Annotated in this window: 11 protein-coding genes; 9 read left to right on the forward strand and 2 right to left on the reverse strand. The window is 57.1% G+C overall.

The genetic code is table 11. The features are described 5' to 3' along the window. Window positions 1-32: 32 nt before the first annotated feature. Together GE073_RS09500 and GE073_RS09505 are read left to right on the forward strand one after the other, a co-directional pair. Window positions 33-1,562, forward strand: coding sequence for an extracellular solute-binding protein (locus tag GE073_RS09500; protein ID WP_228551394.1), 1,530 nt, complete (start codon window positions 33-35; stop codon window positions 1,560-1,562). Between the two features lie 217 nt (window positions 1,563-1,779). Beyond that, entirely contained in the window at window positions 1,780-3,126 is a 1,347-nt protein-coding gene (locus GE073_RS09505; protein WP_153783347.1) for a jacalin-like lectin, read from the forward strand. A gap of 208 nt (window positions 3,127-3,334) precedes the next feature. Here the strand turns inward: GE073_RS09505 and GE073_RS09510 are convergent, their stop codons facing one another. Beyond that, complete coding sequence (locus tag GE073_RS09510; protein WP_228551396.1) at window positions 3,335-4,291, reverse strand: aldo/keto reductase; 957 nt, start codon at window positions 4,289-4,291, stop codon at window positions 3,335-3,337. 159 nt (window positions 4,292-4,450) lie between these two features. Then, window positions 4,451-5,281: an AraC family transcriptional regulator gene (locus tag GE073_RS09515; protein ID WP_153783348.1), complete on the reverse strand. Its 831-nt coding sequence runs from the start codon at window positions 5,279-5,281 to the stop codon at window positions 4,451-4,453. A 133-nt stretch (window positions 5,282-5,414) separates the two neighbouring features. Here GE073_RS09515 and GE073_RS09520 point away from each other — a divergent pair, with 133 nt between their 5' ends. The 7 genes from GE073_RS09520 (at window position 5,415) to GE073_RS09550 (ending at window position 17,987) form a co-directional block, all read left to right on the forward strand. Beyond that, window positions 5,415-7,226: a cache domain-containing sensor histidine kinase gene (locus GE073_RS09520; protein WP_153783349.1), complete on the forward strand. Its 1,812-nt coding sequence runs from the start codon at window positions 5,415-5,417 to the stop codon at window positions 7,224-7,226. Then, window positions 7,220-8,818 (forward strand): response regulator, encoded by a 1,599-nt coding sequence (locus tag GE073_RS09525; protein ID WP_153783350.1) that lies wholly within the window; start codon window positions 7,220-7,222, stop codon window positions 8,816-8,818. The genes GE073_RS09520 and GE073_RS09525 overlap by 7 nt, the downstream gene beginning before the upstream one ends. A gap of 175 nt (window positions 8,819-8,993) precedes the next feature. Further along, window positions 8,994-10,301, forward strand: coding sequence for an ABC transporter substrate-binding protein (locus GE073_RS09530; protein WP_228551397.1), 1,308 nt, complete (start codon window positions 8,994-8,996; stop codon window positions 10,299-10,301). Window positions 10,302-10,378: 77 nt separating this feature from the next. After that, the gene (locus tag GE073_RS09535) at window positions 10,379-11,293 is read left to right on the forward strand and encodes a carbohydrate ABC transporter permease (protein WP_028599556.1); all 915 of its coding nucleotides are present in this window, start codon (window positions 10,379-10,381) and stop codon (window positions 11,291-11,293) included. A gap of 10 nt (window positions 11,294-11,303) precedes the next feature. Continuing rightward, entirely contained in the window at window positions 11,304-12,134 is an 831-nt protein-coding gene (locus tag GE073_RS09540) for a carbohydrate ABC transporter permease (RefSeq protein WP_153783352.1), read from the forward strand. A 75-nt stretch (window positions 12,135-12,209) separates the two neighbouring features. Further along, a complete protein-coding gene (locus GE073_RS09545) occupies window positions 12,210-13,523 on the forward strand; it encodes an ABC transporter substrate-binding protein (protein ID WP_228551399.1) in 1,314 nt (437 codons plus the stop codon). A 228-nt stretch (window positions 13,524-13,751) separates the two neighbouring features. Continuing rightward, window positions 13,752-17,987 carry a glycosyl hydrolase family 95 catalytic domain-containing protein gene (locus GE073_RS09550; RefSeq protein WP_228551401.1) on the forward strand — a complete coding sequence of 1,412 codons (4,236 nt, stop codon included), beginning with the start codon at window positions 13,752-13,754 and terminating at the stop codon, window positions 17,985-17,987. Window positions 17,988-18,061: the final 74 nt, after the last annotated feature.

Raw genomic sequence — 18,061 nt, forward strand, 5'->3', positions numbered from 1 at the left:
GATTGCTCGGTGGATGCGAGGGAGCCTCGACGATGCTCGCCTCGCCTCAGTCCCTGCCTCCCGCCGAGGCCGCGACCGAGCCGAAGTATGAAATCTCCTGGACGATGCATCAGAACCTGTCCGTGCCCGAAGAGGCCGAGATGGTCCGCTACGTGGAAAGGAAGTTCAACGTCGATCTGGACCTGTGGAATCTCGAGAACAATAACTACGAAGCGCTGTTGGATCTGAAGCTGGCGCAGGGAGCCATCCCCGACCTGTTCCGGATCCGGCAGCCGCAGGATCTGCTCAAGTATGAGAGGCAAGGCGTGCTGGCCGAGATCCCGAAGGAGGCTCTGGAGAAGTACGCCCCGAACCTGATGAAGGCCATTCGGGAGAACGCGCCCCATTATCAGGATTACGGCGTCATCGACGGCCGCTATTACGGCATTCCGGTCATCAACCCTACGAACGTCTACCGGATCCCTGTCGTCTATCGGCAGGATTGGCTCGACAAGCTCGGGCTTGAAGTTCCCGACACGCTGGCCGAGTTCGAGAAGGTCATGTATGCGTTCGCACATGACGATCCGGACGGCAACGGCAAGAAGGATACGTACGGCTTGTCCCGGGAAGGGATGAACGTCGTCTTCGGCGCCTTCGGGCAGATCGTCTTCGCCGACCAGCTTTATTTCGGAGAGAAGGACGGGGAGTTGGCCGTCGGCGCCCTGCAGCCGGAGATGAAGGAGGCGCTGCGGCTTCTCAGGAAGTGGTATCGGGACGGCGTCATCGATCCGGAATTCATAACGGGCGAGAACAAGGGAGGCTACAAGCATCTCTCCCATTCCTTCATCAATGGAACGATCGGCATGACCTCGATGGGCAACTATTATCATTGGGTCCAGGAAGGCGACTATTTGGCCTGGAATTTGAACGGACAGCTGTCTCCCGCCGCCGCCGCCTTCAACGCGAAGGAGCTGTCCGCGGCTTATCCGGAAGCCCGGATTTCGTTTGGCAGGCCTGTCCAAGGCCCGGAAGGCAAGCGCGGCTCCCAAGCCTATGACATGCTCATGAGCTTCATGGCGATCGGCGCCGACGCAGTCCGAGAGCCTGGGAAGCTGGAGATGATTTTGCGGATTCTCGACGATGTCAGCGCCAACCCCGATCCCGACGAGGCGGCCACGTTGAAATACGGAATCGAAGGGACGCACTGGCGATGGACAAGTCCATCCAAGGAGGACGTCATTCTGCTCCCGCCGTACGACAAGCTGTTCAGCTATCAGAACCTAATCGGCGCCAATCTGGGCATGACTGTTCCGATCATGCCGGCCGGCCGCAGAGAGCAATGGGCGCTCTCCCTGGGCCTGGACAAGGACGGACTCTACAATGCGCTGGAGGTCGCGACTCCATCTCTGGCCCGTTACGGCTCCGACCTCATCAAATGGAAGAACAAGGCCTATATCTCCATCATTACGGGCGATCAGCCCCTGGAGTTCTTCGATGCGTTCGTCCAGGAATTTATGGAAATGGGAGGATTGCAGGTGGTCCGGGAAGCGAATGAATGGCGCGACGAGCATCAACCCTCGTAAAGCCCGGTCTCCGGCGCCACATCCTATACGACTCTGCGATTTTTCCATAAACGTTGTTCATGTTCATATAGGCGCGAAGCCGGTTCTGGATGAGCCCTGCCGCAGAATCGTACGGTTCTGCTACAATACGGGATTTGTCATATGGAAGCTCGCCAAAATCGGGTGTTAGACTGTGGGAGGCAACACACGATCAAATGTTGAAGGGTGATGAATTGAAATGCCGAAGTGGCGCAAGGTGTTGGCATTAACGCTGGCGTTGGCAAGCGCGGCTCCATTAGGGATGACCGGCTATGTTCAGACGGCAAGCGCGGCAACAGGAAGCTTCACGGTGCTGTCCTACAATATTGGAGGATTGCCCGCGCTTCTGTCCAGCAGCTCAGATCCGCAAAAATTTACGCCGTTGATCGGAGCCAAGCTGGGGCCTTATGATCTGGTCAACGTGCAGGAGGACTTTAATTACCACGCTTCCTTGTATGCGAACGACAATCATCCCCACCGCACCCCGACATCCGGCGGCGCCGGCATCGGCAGCGGCCTGAACACGCTGTCGAACTACCCGCTCAACGATTTGAAGCGAGTGACCTGGAACAAACGCTATGGACTGTTTGACAACGGATCGGACGAGCTGACACCGAAGGGCTTCACCTACAGCCAAATCCAAATGTCCGCAGGGGTCTACATTGACGTTTACAATCTCCATGCCGACGCCAATACGGACACGTTGTCCAATGAAGCGAGACGGGATAACCTGAGCCAGCTCGCCGCCTATATCGAGGCGCATTCGCAAGGTCATGCCGTGCTTGTATTCGGCGATACCAACACCCGATATACGCGATCCGAAGATAATTTGAAGTCGTTGTTCGTCGATCGGCTAGGGATGAAGGATGCCTGGATCGAGAAAGTTCGCGGCGGCAGCTATCCGACCATGGGCGCAGACGCCTTGCTGGGCGTCCCTGGATCGACAAGCGCCGACAACGAAGTCGTCGACAAGATTTTCTATCGCAGCGGCGCTGCCCTATCCCTCGAAGCGAACAGCTACCAGGTCGAGGATACTTACTTTACCGATGAGAACGGCGCGCAACTGTCCGATCATTACGGGATAGCCGCGAACTTTACGTACTCGACCAGCGCTGCCGTATCTTACAGTGATCTTGCGGGCGGAAGCGGCGGCAATGGCTTCAACTTCCTCCACAGCAACGCTCCGGCGACAAGCGCTCCGCTCTCTGTCACGCTAAGGGGAGCGAGCCGTCTGGATTCCATCGCCATGACTTATGTGAACGGAACGACGATCAGCATTGGCGGGTCCGGCGGGACAACAAGCACCCTTACGCTGGACAGCGGGGAAACGATCGCCAGCGCGCTCGTGTACACGAATACGTACAACAACAGCGTTCGCATTTTCTATCTGGAGCTTACGACAAGCAAGGGACGCAAAATTGCTTCGGGCACGAAGAGCGGCGCCGCCACTACCTTTACCGCCCCGGCCGGCAGCAGTATTGCGGGCTTCTTCGGACGCGCTGCCGACAATATAGACAAGCTAGGCGTCATATACAAAAGGCTGTAGTCCTTACAGAGCCCGCTTTCTCGGATCGTTCATACGTCCGTTGGGTCAATAACTCATTTGACTGTCTGCATCGAAGATTGCTCATGGTATGAAACAAGGGCGGCTACTCAATTAATGAGTAGCCGCCCTTTCGATTGGACCGGCATGAGCCTCATCCCTGGCGTCAGCCAAGCATCAAGGACCATGCCGCGAGGCGTCCTGGCTTCGATCAGCCCTTCAGAATGGCTTCGATCGCGGCGATTTCCGACTCGGTCAGCTCCGGGAAGCGGAGCGAGTCGACCGCATCCTCGATCTGCGACACTTTGCTGGCGCCGATCAGAGCCGAAGTGACTCGGCCGCCGCGCAGCACCCAGTTCAGGGCGAGCTGCGACATTTTTTGGCCGCGGCCCGCGGCGATCTCGTTCAGGCGACGGACCTTAGCGATCCGTTCTTCGGTGATGTCGTTCTCGTTCAGGAAGACGCTTGGACCGCCAGCGCGGGAATCCGCCGCGACGCCATTCAGATAGCGGTCGGTCAGGATGCCGCCGTGCAGCGGGGAGAAGACGATCGATCCGATGCCTTCTTCATCCAGCACGTCCTGAAGTCCGTCCTCGATCCAACGGTTGAACATGGAGTAGCTCGGCTGATGAATGAGGCATGGCGTGCCGAGCTCGCGCAGGATCTGGGACGCTTTGCGCGCTTCTTCCGGACCGTAGTTGGATATGGCGACATAGAGCGCCTTGCCTTGGCGGACGATCGCGTCGAGAGCGCTCATCGTCTCTTCCAGCGGCGTGTTCGGGTCTGGACGGTGGTGATAGAAAATATCGACATAGTCGAGGCCCATGCGCTTCAGGCTCTGGTCCAGGCTCGCGACGAGATATTTGCGGGAGCCCCAATCGCCGTAAGGGCCGGGATACATGCCATAGCCGGCTTTGGTGGAGATGATGATCTCATCCCGGTATGGAAGCAGGTCCTTGTTCAGGATCTGTCCGAACATTTCCTCGGCCGAGCCTGGAGGCGGACCGTAGTTGTTGGCGAGATCGAAGTGCGTGATGCCGAGATCGAAGGCGCGGGTCAGCATGCTTCTGCCGTTCTCGACCGTATGGATGCCGCCAAAGTTGTGCCACAGACCAAGCGAGATGGCCGGAAGCAGCAAGCCGCTGCGGCCGCTTCGGTTATACTTCATCGTGTCGTATCGTGATTCGGAAGCTTTGTACAAAATCATCATTCCTCCCATGTGGCCCGGCAGCCTGAAAGGGCTTGCCTTGCCGAGTTGACTTCTCCATTGTAGCGGAAGGAGCGGCGTGGAATACATGTCAGCAAGGAAGGAAAACATGTCATGATGTCAGCATCTGCGATCGCGATAGCTTCGAGGCGAGCAGCCTCGGACCCGCTTGAACATGCGGGAAAACAGCAGCGGATCGCGATAGCCGACCGAAAACGCGATCTCGCTGATCGTGCAGTCGGTCCGATCGAGCAGATCGGCCGCGCGCGACATCCGGTAATCCAGCAGGTATTGACGCGGAGGCATACCGGTCTCCCGCTTGAATAGGGACGACAGATATTTGCGGTCGAGCTGGAATTCCCGCGCCATGCGTTCGACCGAGATGTCCTCGTCGTAATGGGCGTGCAGATAGCGGAGGCAGTCGGCGACATGAGGGTTGGGACGCGAGCGGCCGTCGCGGCCGGCCTCGCGGCGCGGCACGATCGCGATCAGCGCGGCCAGAAATTCGTACAGCCGTCCGAGCAGCAGCAGATCGGCGGCGTCCGAGGCCAGGGCGTCGCGGCTCATCGTCTGATCCAGCGTCGGCATCAGCTTGTCGTCCAGCGGAAAGATCGGGCTGGCTGCCGACAATGCCGTCCGGGCGAGCAGCTGTTCCGCCCGGCTGCCTTTGAAGGCGATCCAGGAATAGAGCCACGGCGTCTCCTCGCTGGCCGAATAGGTGACCCGCATATGCGGATAAGTGAGGAACGCCTGGCCGGCGCCGATGCGATGGGTCTCGCCCGCGGCGGTCAACGTGCCGGATCCGCTCTGAATGAAATGGATTTTATAAAAGTCGCGCATGCCGGGACCGTAGGTATGGCCTGGAGCGCATTGCTCCCTGCCCCAGAACAGCAAGCTCAGCTCCGGATCCGCCACTCCGTCCGGCTGTCTCTGCAAGGTGAAGCTAGCCATGGAAGCAACCTCTTTTCAGGTGAAGTGCCGTGCTGCTACCAGTATAGCAGACCGTCCTGACGTGACAAGGCGATGCTTCTATGATTATCATGGGGACATTGGTTCTATCCCGTTCAGACCGGAGGACGATGCGATGCGTCGCAAATACCGCTTCATCAGCCTGAAAAACAAGATCATGGTTTTTTTCTTGCTGTCGATCCTCATCCCGTTGTCCGTGATGGTCGTCAACGCCTATTTTTCTTCGCGCCAGATGCTGGAGAGCAAGTACAGCATCCTGCTTGCGGACGTGGCCAGGCAGTCCAATATCCGGATCGAGGAATATTTGCGGGATATCCGGCAAATTTCCCTTATTTCAAGCTATGGCATCAACAGTTATATTTCGGCTGTATCGCAGGATAATTATCCGGTTCAGAATTATTTGCGCAACCAATCCATCGCCAATGAAATGCAGGCGACGCAATTATTGATGAACTACATCACGATGAAAGACAGAAAAATTTCCATCTATGTCTATAACATGAATCCTGGAAACGATCTCTATATCAGCCCGAACAAGCCGATCGACTACGCGTACGAGCCGCGCCAGGAAGCGTGGTTCAACGATTTTTTGGAATCGGATGACATTACGCGGGATTTGCCGACACAAAAGGACCGGCAGGTCAAAGGAGAAGGCAACTGGGCCATTTACAATTTGCGGAAAATATTGGACATGGAGAACGGCAAGCTGCTCGGCGTGATGGTGATCAGCGTCGACATCGAGTTCATCCATGAGCTCAACAAGCGCATGAATGTCGGCAGCCAGTCTGTCATGACGATCGTCGATGAGCAGGACCGGATCATGTTCAGGGACGACTACGGCGCGATCGGCCAGCCGTTCGAGTCGATCTTCCCGATGGGCGGCCATGTCGACGGCGGGCTCGACCGCCAGATCGTCCGCGTCAAGGGCAGCGAGCACATGCTCATCCAGGCGGGCTTCGAGTCCCACCGATGGAAGACCTATCTCTCGATGCCTATGGACGATCTGACGATCGAGGATGGGATTTTGAAGCGCAACTTGTGGATGATCATCACCGTGCTGCTGCTGTTCGCGCTGGTGAGCACGCTCTATATCTCCAGCCTCATCACGCGGCCGATCAAGCAGCTGATGAGGAACATGGCGCTCGTAGAGCACGGCAAGTTCGACAGCCTGCACCCCGTCCAGTCGAATGACGAGATCGGGCTGATGGCGATTCGGTTCGAACAGATGTCGGCCGAGCTGAAGCAGCTTGTCGAGCGCATCTACGAGGAGCAGGAGCAAAAGGTGGAGGCGGAAATCCGGGCTTTGCAGGCGCAAATCAATCCGCATTTCTTGTACAACACGCTGAATTCGGTCAAGTGGATCGCCTCGATGCAGCGCTCGGACAAAATCGTGGAAATGACGGAGGCGCTCATCTCCATGCTGCGGTATACCGCAAGAGCGGACAAGGGACTCGTGCCCGTCCGCGAAGAGCTGGAGCATATCCGTCATTATCTCGTCATCCAAAAGGTCCGCTATTTCAACCGGATCGAGGTTCATGTGGAGGTCGAGGACGACTCGCTGCTGGATCAGGAAATTCCCAAGCTCAGCATCCAGCCGCTCGTGGAGAACGCCATCTTCCATGGAATCGCCAATCAGAAGGACGGCGTGCTGACGCTGGAAGTAAGGGGCATCGGAGAAGAGCAGCTGTGGATTACGGTGCGCGACAACGGAGCGGGGATGAGCGGCGAAGCGGCCAGCCGCCTTCGAGAACGGCTGGCCGGCAGCGATGCGGAGGGCGGAATCGGAATCTGCAACGTGCATCAGCGCATCCGGAGGGTTTTCGGCGAGCCGTACGGCGTGTCCTTCCGAAGCGCCGAGGGGGAAGGGGCCGAGTTTACCTTGATCTTCCCGTATCGACCTAATGAAGGAGGAAAGCGGCCATGCTGAACGTACTCATCGTGGATGACGAGCTTTTGATGCGCATCGGCCTCAAATCGCTGATCAATTGGGAGGAGGAGGGCTTCCGCATCATGGGCGAGGCGGCGAACGGCAAGGAAGCGCTGGAGCTGGCCGAGGCGGCGGCTCCCGACCTGATCGTGACCGACATCAAAATGCCGGTCATGGACGGCCTCGAGCTGATCCGCGAAGTGCAGCGGGACCGTCCGGACTGCCAGTATGTCATTTTAAGCTGCCTGGATGAATTCCACTATGCGCAGGAGGCGATCCGGCTCGGAGCCGCCGATTATTTGATCAAGAGCGACATGAAGTCCTCGCAGCTGCTGCGGGTGCTCGATGTCGTGAAAAAAAGAGCGGCGAAAACGACGCGCAAAGAGATGGACGGCATGCCGCCCGGATCGGTCAAGGAAAGCATCGAGTACTTGAAGGAGACGCTCTTCAAGGAAGTGATCAGCGGCTACAAAGGAGAGCGCGACATTGCGGCGAGCCGGGAATCGCTGCGCATCCGCGTCCAGGACGGACCGATGCTGCTGGCGAAGTTCAGGATCGACCGCTTCGAATATTTGCGCCGCAAATATGTCGAGCAGGACGAGAAGCTGCTGCGGTACGCCGTCCTGAACATCCTGGAGGAAATCATACCGCGGCAGCGGCAGAAGGAAATCATCGTCATGAATTCGGCTGAATACGTCCTGCTGATGGAATGGCTCGATGACGGGCCGCCGCGGGAGTTCGAGAAGCTCGTCGACAAGATTCAGGAGGCGATGAACGACTTTCTCAATTTGACGATGTCGATCGGGGCGAGCAAGGCCGACGGCTACAAAGGCATTCGGAAAGCGTTTCAGGAAGCGGACGAAGCGCTGGACGACCTGTTTTTCAGCTCCGGAAACGGACTGGTCTATTATGACCGGCCGCGGAAAAAGGAGCGCTGCATCCAGCGCTTCGTGTGGAAAGGCGCGGCCTTGCGATCGTTCCGCCAGGACGCGGAGCTTGGCAGCGAGACGGCGCTGGCGTTTTTGGAGGAGCTGAAGGAGCAGCTGCGGGAAGGCGGCTACACGAAGCAAGCGGCCCGCTCGGCTTATATCCGGGTGCTCGGCTTGATCTCCTCCTGCTTCCCGGTGCTTCCCGATTCCGACGAGGACGGACTGAACGTATACGAAAAGCTGCTGCGCGAAGAACGGCTGGAGGGCCTCCACCGCACGGTCGTGGACTATTTGAACTCATGCCGCTCCCTTTTGACCGACAAGGAGCTTCCTCGCAGTTATGCGGAGCAGGCATGCGAAATGATGCGGCAGCTGTACACGGAGGATATTTCGCTTCAATTCGTCGCGGAGAAGATCAATGTGAACGCCTCCTATTTGAGCCGCATCTTCAAACGCGAGACGGGAGTGAACTTCGTCGGCTATTTGACTCGGCTGCGCATGGAAAAGGCAAAAGCAATGCTGCGGGAAAACCGGCTGAAGGTGTACGAGGTGGCGGAAAGGGTCGGCTATCCCAATACCGCTTATTTCAGCAAGCTGTTCAAGAAGCATTGCGGCATGACGCCGGAGGAATTCCGCGGATCTGCCGGCGAAAGCAAAAAATAAAGAGGAAAAGTAAAAAAAGTGCTCCTTCCGGCGGGGCGCTTTTTTTGTCGTCTTTTGTCTGGTCAAAAAAGGTGAATAGAGCGTAAAAAACCGCCATTCCGGCTTGAAGCGCCATTGTTTACGATAAGAGAGCAAAGGCAAGGGAAACTTGAGCATGATTAGAGGGGGAACTCGAGTGACGCACAAACGCTGGACGACTTTAGTATCCATCGGCCTGACCGCGACGATGTTGGCGGCATGCGGCAATGGCGGCAATGGCGCTGCAGGCAATGCCGGTTCAGAGCCTTCCAAGGCGGAGAACGCTTCGACAGGCAGCGGAAGCGGCGGAAACGTAACGCTGAGATACGCGCTATGGGATTCCAATCAGGAGAAAGGTGCGCGCAAGATCGCCGACGCGTTCGAAGCGAAAAACCCGAACATCAAGATCAAGATCGAAGTGGCCGGCTGGTCCGATTACTGGACGATGCTGGAAGCCGGAGCGACCGGCGGATCGCTGCCGGATGTGTTCTGGATGCACTCCAACGAGATCTATCGCTATGCCTCCAACGGCATGCTGCTCGATCTGAACGATCAGATCGCCAAAAGCACGGAGGTCAAGCTGGAGAACTACCCCGAGGGGCTCAATCAGATCTACAACTTTGACGGCAAGCAATATGCCGTTCCGAGGGACTTCGATACGATCGGACTTTGGTACAATAAAACGCTGTTCGACAAGGCGAACCTGAGCTATCCCGACGAGAACTGGACGTGGGACGATCTGAAAAGCGCCGCGAAGACGCTGACGAAAGACGGCGTGTACGGCCTGCTCGCTCCGATGCACAACCAGGAAGGCTACTACAACTTCGTGTATCAAAACGGCGGCACGATCATCACCGACGACAAGAAATCCGGTTATGACGATCCGAAAACGATCGAGGCGCTGGATTATTACATCAGCTTCACTCGCGAAGGGCTGTCTCCGATGACCGTCGTCGACGCGGAGCGTCCGGAACTGATCAAAAACGGAAAAGTCGCGATGGGCATTTTCGGCTCCTGGAACTTGAGCAGCTTTGCGGAGAACGAGTATATGGCGAAAAACTTCGACGTCGCCGTACTGCCGAAAAAAGAAAAGCAAGCCTCCATCTACAACGGCCTGGGCCATGCGATCGACGCGAAAACGAAGCATCCGGAAGAGGCCTGGAAATTCGTGGAGTTCCTCAGCTCGAAGGAAGGCCAGGAGATGCAGGCGGAGCTTGGCCTGGCGATCCCGGCCTATAAAGGAACGGCACAGAAGTGGGTCGAATCCTCGTCGACGTTCCATTCTCAAGTGTTTGTCGACATGGTTCAATACGGCGTCGTCCGTCCTTACTCCAATACGACGCTTGTCTGGGAAGACAAGGCGTACGAAGCGCTCAAGCCGGCTTTCCTCGGTCAAGCGACGGTGGAGGAGGCAGCTAAAAACGCCGCCAAGATCATGAATGAAAGCCTGTCCCAGGAGAAGTAAGCGCCACGGGTCGGCGGAACGGTAAATGAGGAATGCGGCAACCGAGCGGTTGCCGCATTTTGATAGGAGGAAATCGGATGCAGAGCCAAGCCGTAAAGAGAACATCCGGAAAGAAAGCATGGAAGGAATGGGCCTGGGGCTGGTTTTTCATCGCCCCGACCATTGTCGGACTTGTCGTTCTGAACTTGATTCCGATGGCCCAGTCGGCCTACTTGAGCTTTTTCAAGAGCGGAGACTTCGGGAGAAACAATATTTATGTCGGTCTGGACAACTACCGCAAGCTGGTCCAGGATGCGCAGGTCTGGCATGCTGTCGCCAACACGCTGCTTTATGCCGCGATCGTCGTGCCGGTCAGCATCGCCCTCGCGATGCTCATCGCCGTGCTGCTGAACCAGAAAATCGCGGGCCGATCCGCCTATCGGACGATTTATTTCATTCCGATGATCGCGGCGCCTGCCGCCGTGACGATGGTATGGAGATGGATGTACAATCAGCAATTCGGATTATTCAATTACGTGTTGTCCAAATTTGGCTTGCCGCCCGTCGACTGGATTTCCAATCCCCGTCTTGCACTCGTTTCGATTGCCGTCATCGGGATCTGGAGCGTCGTCGGCTACAATATGGTGCTTTTGCTTGCTGGCCTGCAGGAAATACCGAAGGACTACTATGAGGCTTCCGATATCGACGGGGCGGGCAGAATCAGGCAATTTTTCGTCATTACGCTGCCGCTCGTGACGCCGACGCTGTTTTTTGTCGTCGTAACGTCGGTCATTCAGGCCATGCAAGTATTCGATGTCATCTTCATGATGATCGACGTGACGAATCCGGCGTACGACCATACCGTCTCGCTCGTCTATCTGTTCTACAACAGCTCCTTCAAGTACATGGACAGAGGGTATGGATCGGCGATCGTCATGCTGCTGCTCGCGCTGATCATGATCATCACCTTCTTCCAGATGAAAGCGCAGAAGCGGTGGGTCCATTATCAATAGGAGGTGCGGCATGACGCAAAAAAATCGACTATCCACGCTGTTCGTCCATGCGGTCTTGCTGCTGGGAGCGGCCATCATGGTTCTGCCCTTCCTTTGGATGGTGCTGACCTCGCTCAAGACCGTGACGGAATCGACCTCGATGAATCCGTTCTATTTCTTCCCCAGCCGAGTGATGTGGGAAAACTATTCGGAGGTGTGGCGGCAGACCGACTTCCTCCGCCTGTACTGGAATACGTTTGCGATGATGGCGCTGCGCGTTTTATGCGGCGTGACGTTCAGCGCGATGGCGGCATATGCTTTCGCCAGGCTTAAATTCCCGGGACGAAGCTTCTTTTTCAGCCTGGTGCTGTTCCAAATGATGGTTCCGACCCAAATTTTCATCATTCCGCAATATTTAATGGTGGATCAGCTCGGATTGCGCAATACTATCCTTGCCTTGCTGTTTCCGGGCTTGGTCAGCGCTTTCGGCACCTTTTTGCTGCGGCAGTTTTTCATGGGATTGCCAAAGGAGCTGGAGGAAGCGGCTAAGCTCGACGGCTGCAATATCGGACAGACGTTCCTTTATGTCATGCTTCCGCTTGTCCGCTCCGGTTTGGCCGCTCTTTCCATATTCACCGCGCTGTTCTCGTTCAAGGACTTGATGTGGCCGCTGATCGTGAACACCGATTCCAGCGCGGCGACGCTCTCTTCCGCGCTGGCCAAAATCCAGAGCGCGTTCGCGGTCCACTATCCGGAGCTGATGGCCGCGTCTGTGCTGGCGATCTGGCCGATGCTCGCGCTGTTCATGCTGTTCCAAAAGCAGTTCATCGAAGGCATCGCGACGTCCGGCGGCAAGCTCTGAGTCATTGACGTGCGAAAGCCGCCATGTCATGATGAGGAAAATCAAGCTCGGAACGGATAAAAGGGAGGGAAGGGAATGCCCGGCATGAAGCGAGGCCAGCGCGCAGCATGGGCGCTGGTGGCTGTCTTCTGCGCTTTGATCGTCAGCTGCGCAGGCTGCGGCTTGGCTGGCCGGTTCGGCATTCCCCGCTCCTCCGAGGACGGGAAGCCGGCGCCGGAACCGGTCGTCCTGCATTATTCCAGCTTTTTGCTGGATGCGGCTCAAGCCGGCAAGGTTTATTACGAGGCGATCGCGGATTTCGAGAAACGCTACCCGAACATCAAGATCGAAGCCAACTTCATCCAAAGCAACAACTATACCGCCGGGATCAAGATCAGGCTGCTCGGAGGCGAGCCGCTGGATGTGTTCGACACTTGGTCCCCGAGCTTGTTCGAGGAGTTCCGCAAGCTGCGTCCGGACGTTTATCTCGATTTGAGCGGCTCTCCGTTCCTCGACGATTTTTATCCTTCTTCCCTGAAGCCCGTCGAGGTGGATGGCAAGGTGTACGGCGTACCGGAAGTCATGCATAGCGACGGCTTGATCTATAATCAAACGATGTTCGACCGTCTGGGGCTTCAAGTGCCGCGAACATGGGATGAGCTGCTGGAGCTTTGCGAAACGCTGAAGCGAGAAGGGATCATCCCGATCGCGGCAGACGGCGAATGGTCCAACGCCCAGTTTTTCTGGGGCTCCATCATGTCCAACAATGGCGCGGATGCCGAGTGGACGAAAAAGCTGGAGAGCGGCCAGATCAAGATCGACCATCCTTACTTTGTCGATGCGATCAGCAAGCACAAGCTGTTGATCGATCGCGGCTACGTTCCGAAAAACTGGACGTCGCTCAAGCATGAGCAGGCGAAAGATTTGATCGGCAACGGAAGCGCGGCGATGATGATTACGGGGACATGGGACATACTGACGATCCAGGAGAGAGATCCTTCTCAGGATATCCGGTTCATGGTTGTTCCGGGCAGCACCCGTACCGTTCCCAACATCAACGTAGGCAGCTACCGGGTCGTCAACTCGCAGACGAAGCATCCCGAGGAAGCGAAGCTGTTCGTGGCGTTCATGAACGGACGCGCCAGCCAGGAAAAGCTTGCCCGCGGAGCAAACGCCATTCCCTCGACGATCTCGTCGTCCCAGGGCTGGAACGAATCCACGTCTTCGATCGCGGCTGCCGTGACTCAAAAGGAAGCGACGCTGTACTGGCCGCATACGATTTCGACGGAATCGCTTCAGGTCAAAATTCTGGAGGGAGTCAACCATTATTTGGCCGGCGCTCCGTTGAAGACGGCGCTGGATGATATTCAAAAAGCGATCGACGAAGCGCGCGAAAGCTCGCTGCCGTAGCGCTCGCTGTCCGCATGGCGTCGGCAAGCGGCATGCCGAATGCTGAAACGGCAAGCGCGAAAAAGCTCTCGGATCTGTCCTAACGACAGTCCAGAGCTTTTTTTGTGCTTCTTCGCCGCCTCGGACAAGAAGAGAATAATCGACTTTTATTGGAGAATATTGCCTTCCCCCTCTTATTGAATGCGCTTACAATCTGGCTTGTACGCTAAATTCGAATGGAGGATTAGGATGAAGAGAACAGTCATGGCGCTGCTTTTGAGCCTGTCGATGATCGGAGGAGCGCTTCCGGCGGCTCCTGCTCCGGTCAGGGCGGCTGAAGGGACGGCGGACATGCCGAGCGAGAACCTGGATTACGGATTCGGCTATTATGTGATTCAGAACGGCGTTGCTCCGAACGGAAACACCGTTCTCGGTTATGTCGGGGGAGCGGACGGGAGGGGAGCGGTCTGGAAATACAGCGGAATCGATTTCACCGATCTAAAATCGATCCGTTTCATCCGGGAGCAAGCGGGCGCCGCGAACATTGAATTGTACGTGGACTTGCCGGAGAAGGCGAGCAAGACGTATTTTCAGGACTGGCAGCCGAGCAAAGGAACGGCGGAACAAAGCCGGCGCTATCTGCTTTCCGATGTTACGATCGATGCGTCCAAACGAGTCGGCAGCGGCAACGCTCCGAACGGCGCCTTGAACCAAACCGTCGCGCTCAGCAAAGAGATTGTGGGCGTACATGACTTGTACGTCTACGCCCGGGCAAGCGGCGGGACCTACGCGGCTAATTTTGATTCAATGAGCCTTTCCTACGAAGCGGGCGGTTCCAGCGCTTGGAAGTTCGGGCTCGGAAACGCTCTTGGATTCAATGAAGATACGTTCAAGCCGATCGTGAAAAGCGGCGCCAACAACAATTGGAGAGACGGCTCCGTAACCGCCAACGGAGAGATCGGCTTCATCGAGAGCGCGGATCCGAGCGAAGATGTGTTCATCTTCAACAATACGAAAATCGTGACCGACAACGGAAACTTTTATGAAACTCCGGTCCTGTCGCCCGTGCTTGACGCGCAGAGGACGGGGGCGGTCCTGAGCGGCGGCAGCGGCGATTTTCCGTGGACGCAGGAATACAACAGGTACTCGCAGGAGCAGTACGGCGCGAACTGGGGAACGACGTGGCCTCGGGACTATCAGCCGGCCGCCCAGTATCGCATCAAGAACAATGACTACACCAGCGCGAACGCAAGCGCGGGGAACTACAACCGGTACACGAATTTTGAGACGGGCGAGGTCGGCGTCCAGTGGAAGGACGAGCAAGGAAATCAGTGGAACCGGTTGTCCTTCGCCTCGAGGAGCGATGAGGTCATCGTGACGTATATCGAGGCTCCGCAAGGGCGGAACCTGAACCTGACCCTGTCGATCGACCATATTCTCGAGATGAAAAATCAGAGCAATCAAGGCAACAACGAAGAGTTTCCCGCGACCGACTACGTCGTGACCGAGCAGCAAGGCAAAGTCGTAGGAATCGGCATGGTGGGCAAATCTCCGAACTTGAACCGCAAAGGCACCAAAAACGTGGAAAAAAGGCTGTTCGCCGAAGGCGGCTGGGGCACGGCTACCCGAATCGTCACCGATGGCGCGATCAAGTACGAGGCGAAAAAGCGCACCTTCACGCCGGCTGCCGACGGCAGGATCAATTATTTCCGCACCGGGACCGCGCCAGTCGTGGCGAACGATCCGACATTGACGATCACCGGTACGAATACCCTCCTGCTCGTCAGCAAGGTCGACCGCATCGACGAGGGCGCTCCAAGCTTGGCGGATGTCAAGACGAAGCTGTACGACAAGCTGCTGGCAGACATCAATGGCGTGCTCGCCAAATACAGCGTGAACTCCGGCAAGGCCGAGCTGAGCGGCTACAAGGCGCTGCTGCAGCCGCATGCCGGCATTCACGGGGGCATGTTCAACACCGTGCGTCTCGATCTTGCCGAGACGGCTGCAGAAAAAGCGGATCGCGCCTTGACGAACTCGGCTCTGATCCAAAAGCAGAACAGCAACAAGAATGTCATCAACAAGGCATTCCTCGAACGGATCTACAACAACGGCCGGTTCGGCTTGATCTGCGCGAGCGGGTATCAATCGACGCGGCTTGGCGCGATATGGACGGGAACATGGAAGCCGGACTGGTCGGGCGATTTTACGCTGGACGCCAACAACAACCTGCAGGTATCCGGCATGAATGTCGGAAATATGGAGGGAGCGAGCCAGGGATATGTCAACTTCATCGTCCGCATGGTGGCGGACTGGGAGGATGATGCCCACAATATTTATGGCATGGACAACGCCATCAAGGCGCCGCCGCGTGTAGACGGCACCGGAGAGTCGGGCAGCTATCACTTCCTCAACGGCTATCCGCATGTTTATGTGAACGGCATCACCGACTGGGTCATCCTGCCGATCTTCGAATACTGGCAGACGTACGGCAATCGCCAGGTGCCTGTCGGCAAAGACATCGATTTTGAAAAGAAGAGCCGCTCCACGGGCAAGACGATCGCAGACGTGCTGGACCTGACGGCGGCGGATGTTTCCCGCATCAAGCAGACCGGCCTGATCGACCTGCAGAACGACGTTCTTTATCCGCTCGTCATCAAGTCGATGAATTTCTGGCTTCAGTACGTGGACGAGAGGTTCTATACGGACGGCATGGGCAATCACCATCTGAACGACGGCTCGACGCTGTCCGATGCGGTCGCCGGCGGCGACCTGAAGGCGCAATATCTGTTCACGCCGGGCTACTCGCCTGAAAACACTCGCGGAGATCGGGCCAGCGCCGACGGCAGCAACTCGATCTATGCTCTGTCGTACAACACGACCATGGATATCGCTGCGGCAAGAAATACGCTGTTCATGGGAAGAACGCTGCTCGATGCGGTCAAGCCCGGCGACGCAGGCAGCATCCGAGAGAAATGGGCGCAGCTGGAGCAATACATCCCCGATTATGTGTACGAGGAGGAGACCGGGGAGCTGAAGGAATGGGCGGACAAGAATGTGCCCGAGCAGCATCGGCATCGGCATGAAAGCCATGCTTACCCGGCCTGGCCAGGGTTCGAAGCCCAGAACGATCCGGCGCTGAGCGAGGGAATCGCGCTGGCGATGGATTACCGTTCTGCCGCATACAACGGATCGGAAGCGACCCAGTCTCATGGAGCGACGCATAAGGCGCTCGTCGAGGCGAGGCTGAAAAGGCCGGCAGGCTTCGAGCACGCGGTGAAATACCTGCTGACCGCACGCTACCACTATGCCAGCTTGATGACCTCGCATAACAGCGGACTCAGCTCCACGTACGCCACGGATGCGGCGTTCGGCCTGATGGGCGCGGTAAACGAATCTCTGCTGTATTCCAACATGGGCGAGATCGAGATCTTGCCGACGCTGCTTCCGAGCTTCAATAAAGGAAGCGTGAGCGGGCTCAGGGCCAGGAACAATACGCTCGTCAATCAGATCGCGTGGGATACGGCGGGTAAAACCGCTTCGGTGACGTTGACGACGGATCAGTCCTCGGTCCAGCTGAAGCTGATGAATGGCCTGACGTGGAAAAGGGCTCTGGTTGGCGGCGTCGCCCAGACGATCAAGACGGACGAGGCCGGACGCAAGTACATCGACATCTCCCTTGCCAAAGGAGCTTCCAAGACCGTGCAGTTCGAGCTTGCCGATGCAAGCATCGCGATCTCCTCGGCCGAAGCGGATCGCGCAGGCGGATTGATGGCGGGCACGACGGCTTCGTTCCAAGCGTCGGTCAATCCTGCGACCGCAATTCGCTGGTTTGCGGTGGATGCGGCTTCGGGGAAGCCGATTCCGGGCGTAGGAATCTCCGATCAAGGCGTGCTTTCGGCTACGAAAGCGAGCGCGGAGACGGCCGTGGGCAAGACGGTCAAGGTGCATGCGACGACGACCGACGGCCGCTTCAAGTCCAACGAACGGCTTGTCCCGATCCTCGCGAACCCTTCGGCTGACCGCAAAGTGGAGATGGAGAGCTTCGATTACGGATTCGGCCATTACGTCCTTAGCGGCGGAAAGCTGAACTATACCGGCAACGGCACGGGAAATCAGGCGGTCTGGAAGTTCAGCGACATTGATTTCAGCAGCCTGGACTCGATCCGCTTCACTCGGGTATATGCCGGCGCTGCGACGATCAAGCTCTACGTCGACCTCCAGGAGAGCGTGTCGAAGCAATTCAAGGATGACTATCAGACGACTCGAGGCGACGGACAAGCAAGCCGGCGCTATCAGATCTCCAACGTCGTCCTGGACGAGAGCAAGCGGATCGCCAGCGCCTCTGTCGCCTCCAGCGACATGGAGCCTCAGCTTGCGCTGACCGGCGCGCCTAGTGGAGGCGTCCACGATCTGTATGTGCTCGTCGAGGTCGCGAGCGGGACTTGGGCAGGAGATTATGATTTCATGAGCTTGAATTACAGCTGACGCATGCAAAAATCAGGGGCGTGACAGGAGAGGCCGGCATTCTCGGGAGAGATGGCCGGCCTCTTGGCCGTCCT

The organism is Paenibacillus sp. B01, assembly GCF_009649995.1.
GTDB classification, from domain to species: Bacteria; Bacillota; Bacilli; order Paenibacillales; family Paenibacillaceae; genus Paenibacillus_O; species Paenibacillus_O pasadenensis.

Coding starts and splice junctions, on each gene's coding strand:
- GE073_RS09500 (WP_228551394.1), top strand. CDS start 33: ATGCTCGCCTCGCCTCAGTCCCTGCCTCCCGCCGAGGCCGCGACCGAG.
- GE073_RS09505 (WP_153783347.1), top strand. CDS start 1,780: ATGCCGAAGTGGCGCAAGGTGTTGGCATTAACGCTGGCGTTGGCAAGC.
- GE073_RS09510 (WP_228551396.1), bottom strand. CDS start 4,291: ATGAAGTATAACCGAAGCGGCCGCAGCGGCTTGCTGCTTCCGGCCATC.
- GE073_RS09515 (WP_153783348.1), bottom strand. CDS start 5,281: ATGGCTAGCTTCACCTTGCAGAGACAGCCGGACGGAGTGGCGGATCCG.
- GE073_RS09520 (WP_153783349.1), top strand. CDS start 5,415: ATGCGTCGCAAATACCGCTTCATCAGCCTGAAAAACAAGATCATGGTT.
- GE073_RS09525 (WP_153783350.1), top strand. CDS start 7,220: ATGCTGAACGTACTCATCGTGGATGACGAGCTTTTGATGCGCATCGGC.
- GE073_RS09535 (WP_028599556.1), top strand. CDS start 10,379: ATGCAGAGCCAAGCCGTAAAGAGAACATCCGGAAAGAAAGCATGGAAG.
- GE073_RS09540 (WP_153783352.1), top strand. CDS start 11,304: ATGACGCAAAAAAATCGACTATCCACGCTGTTCGTCCATGCGGTCTTG.
- GE073_RS09545 (WP_228551399.1), top strand. CDS start 12,210: ATGCCCGGCATGAAGCGAGGCCAGCGCGCAGCATGGGCGCTGGTGGCT.
- GE073_RS09550 (WP_228551401.1), top strand. CDS start 13,752: ATGAAGAGAACAGTCATGGCGCTGCTTTTGAGCCTGTCGATGATCGGA.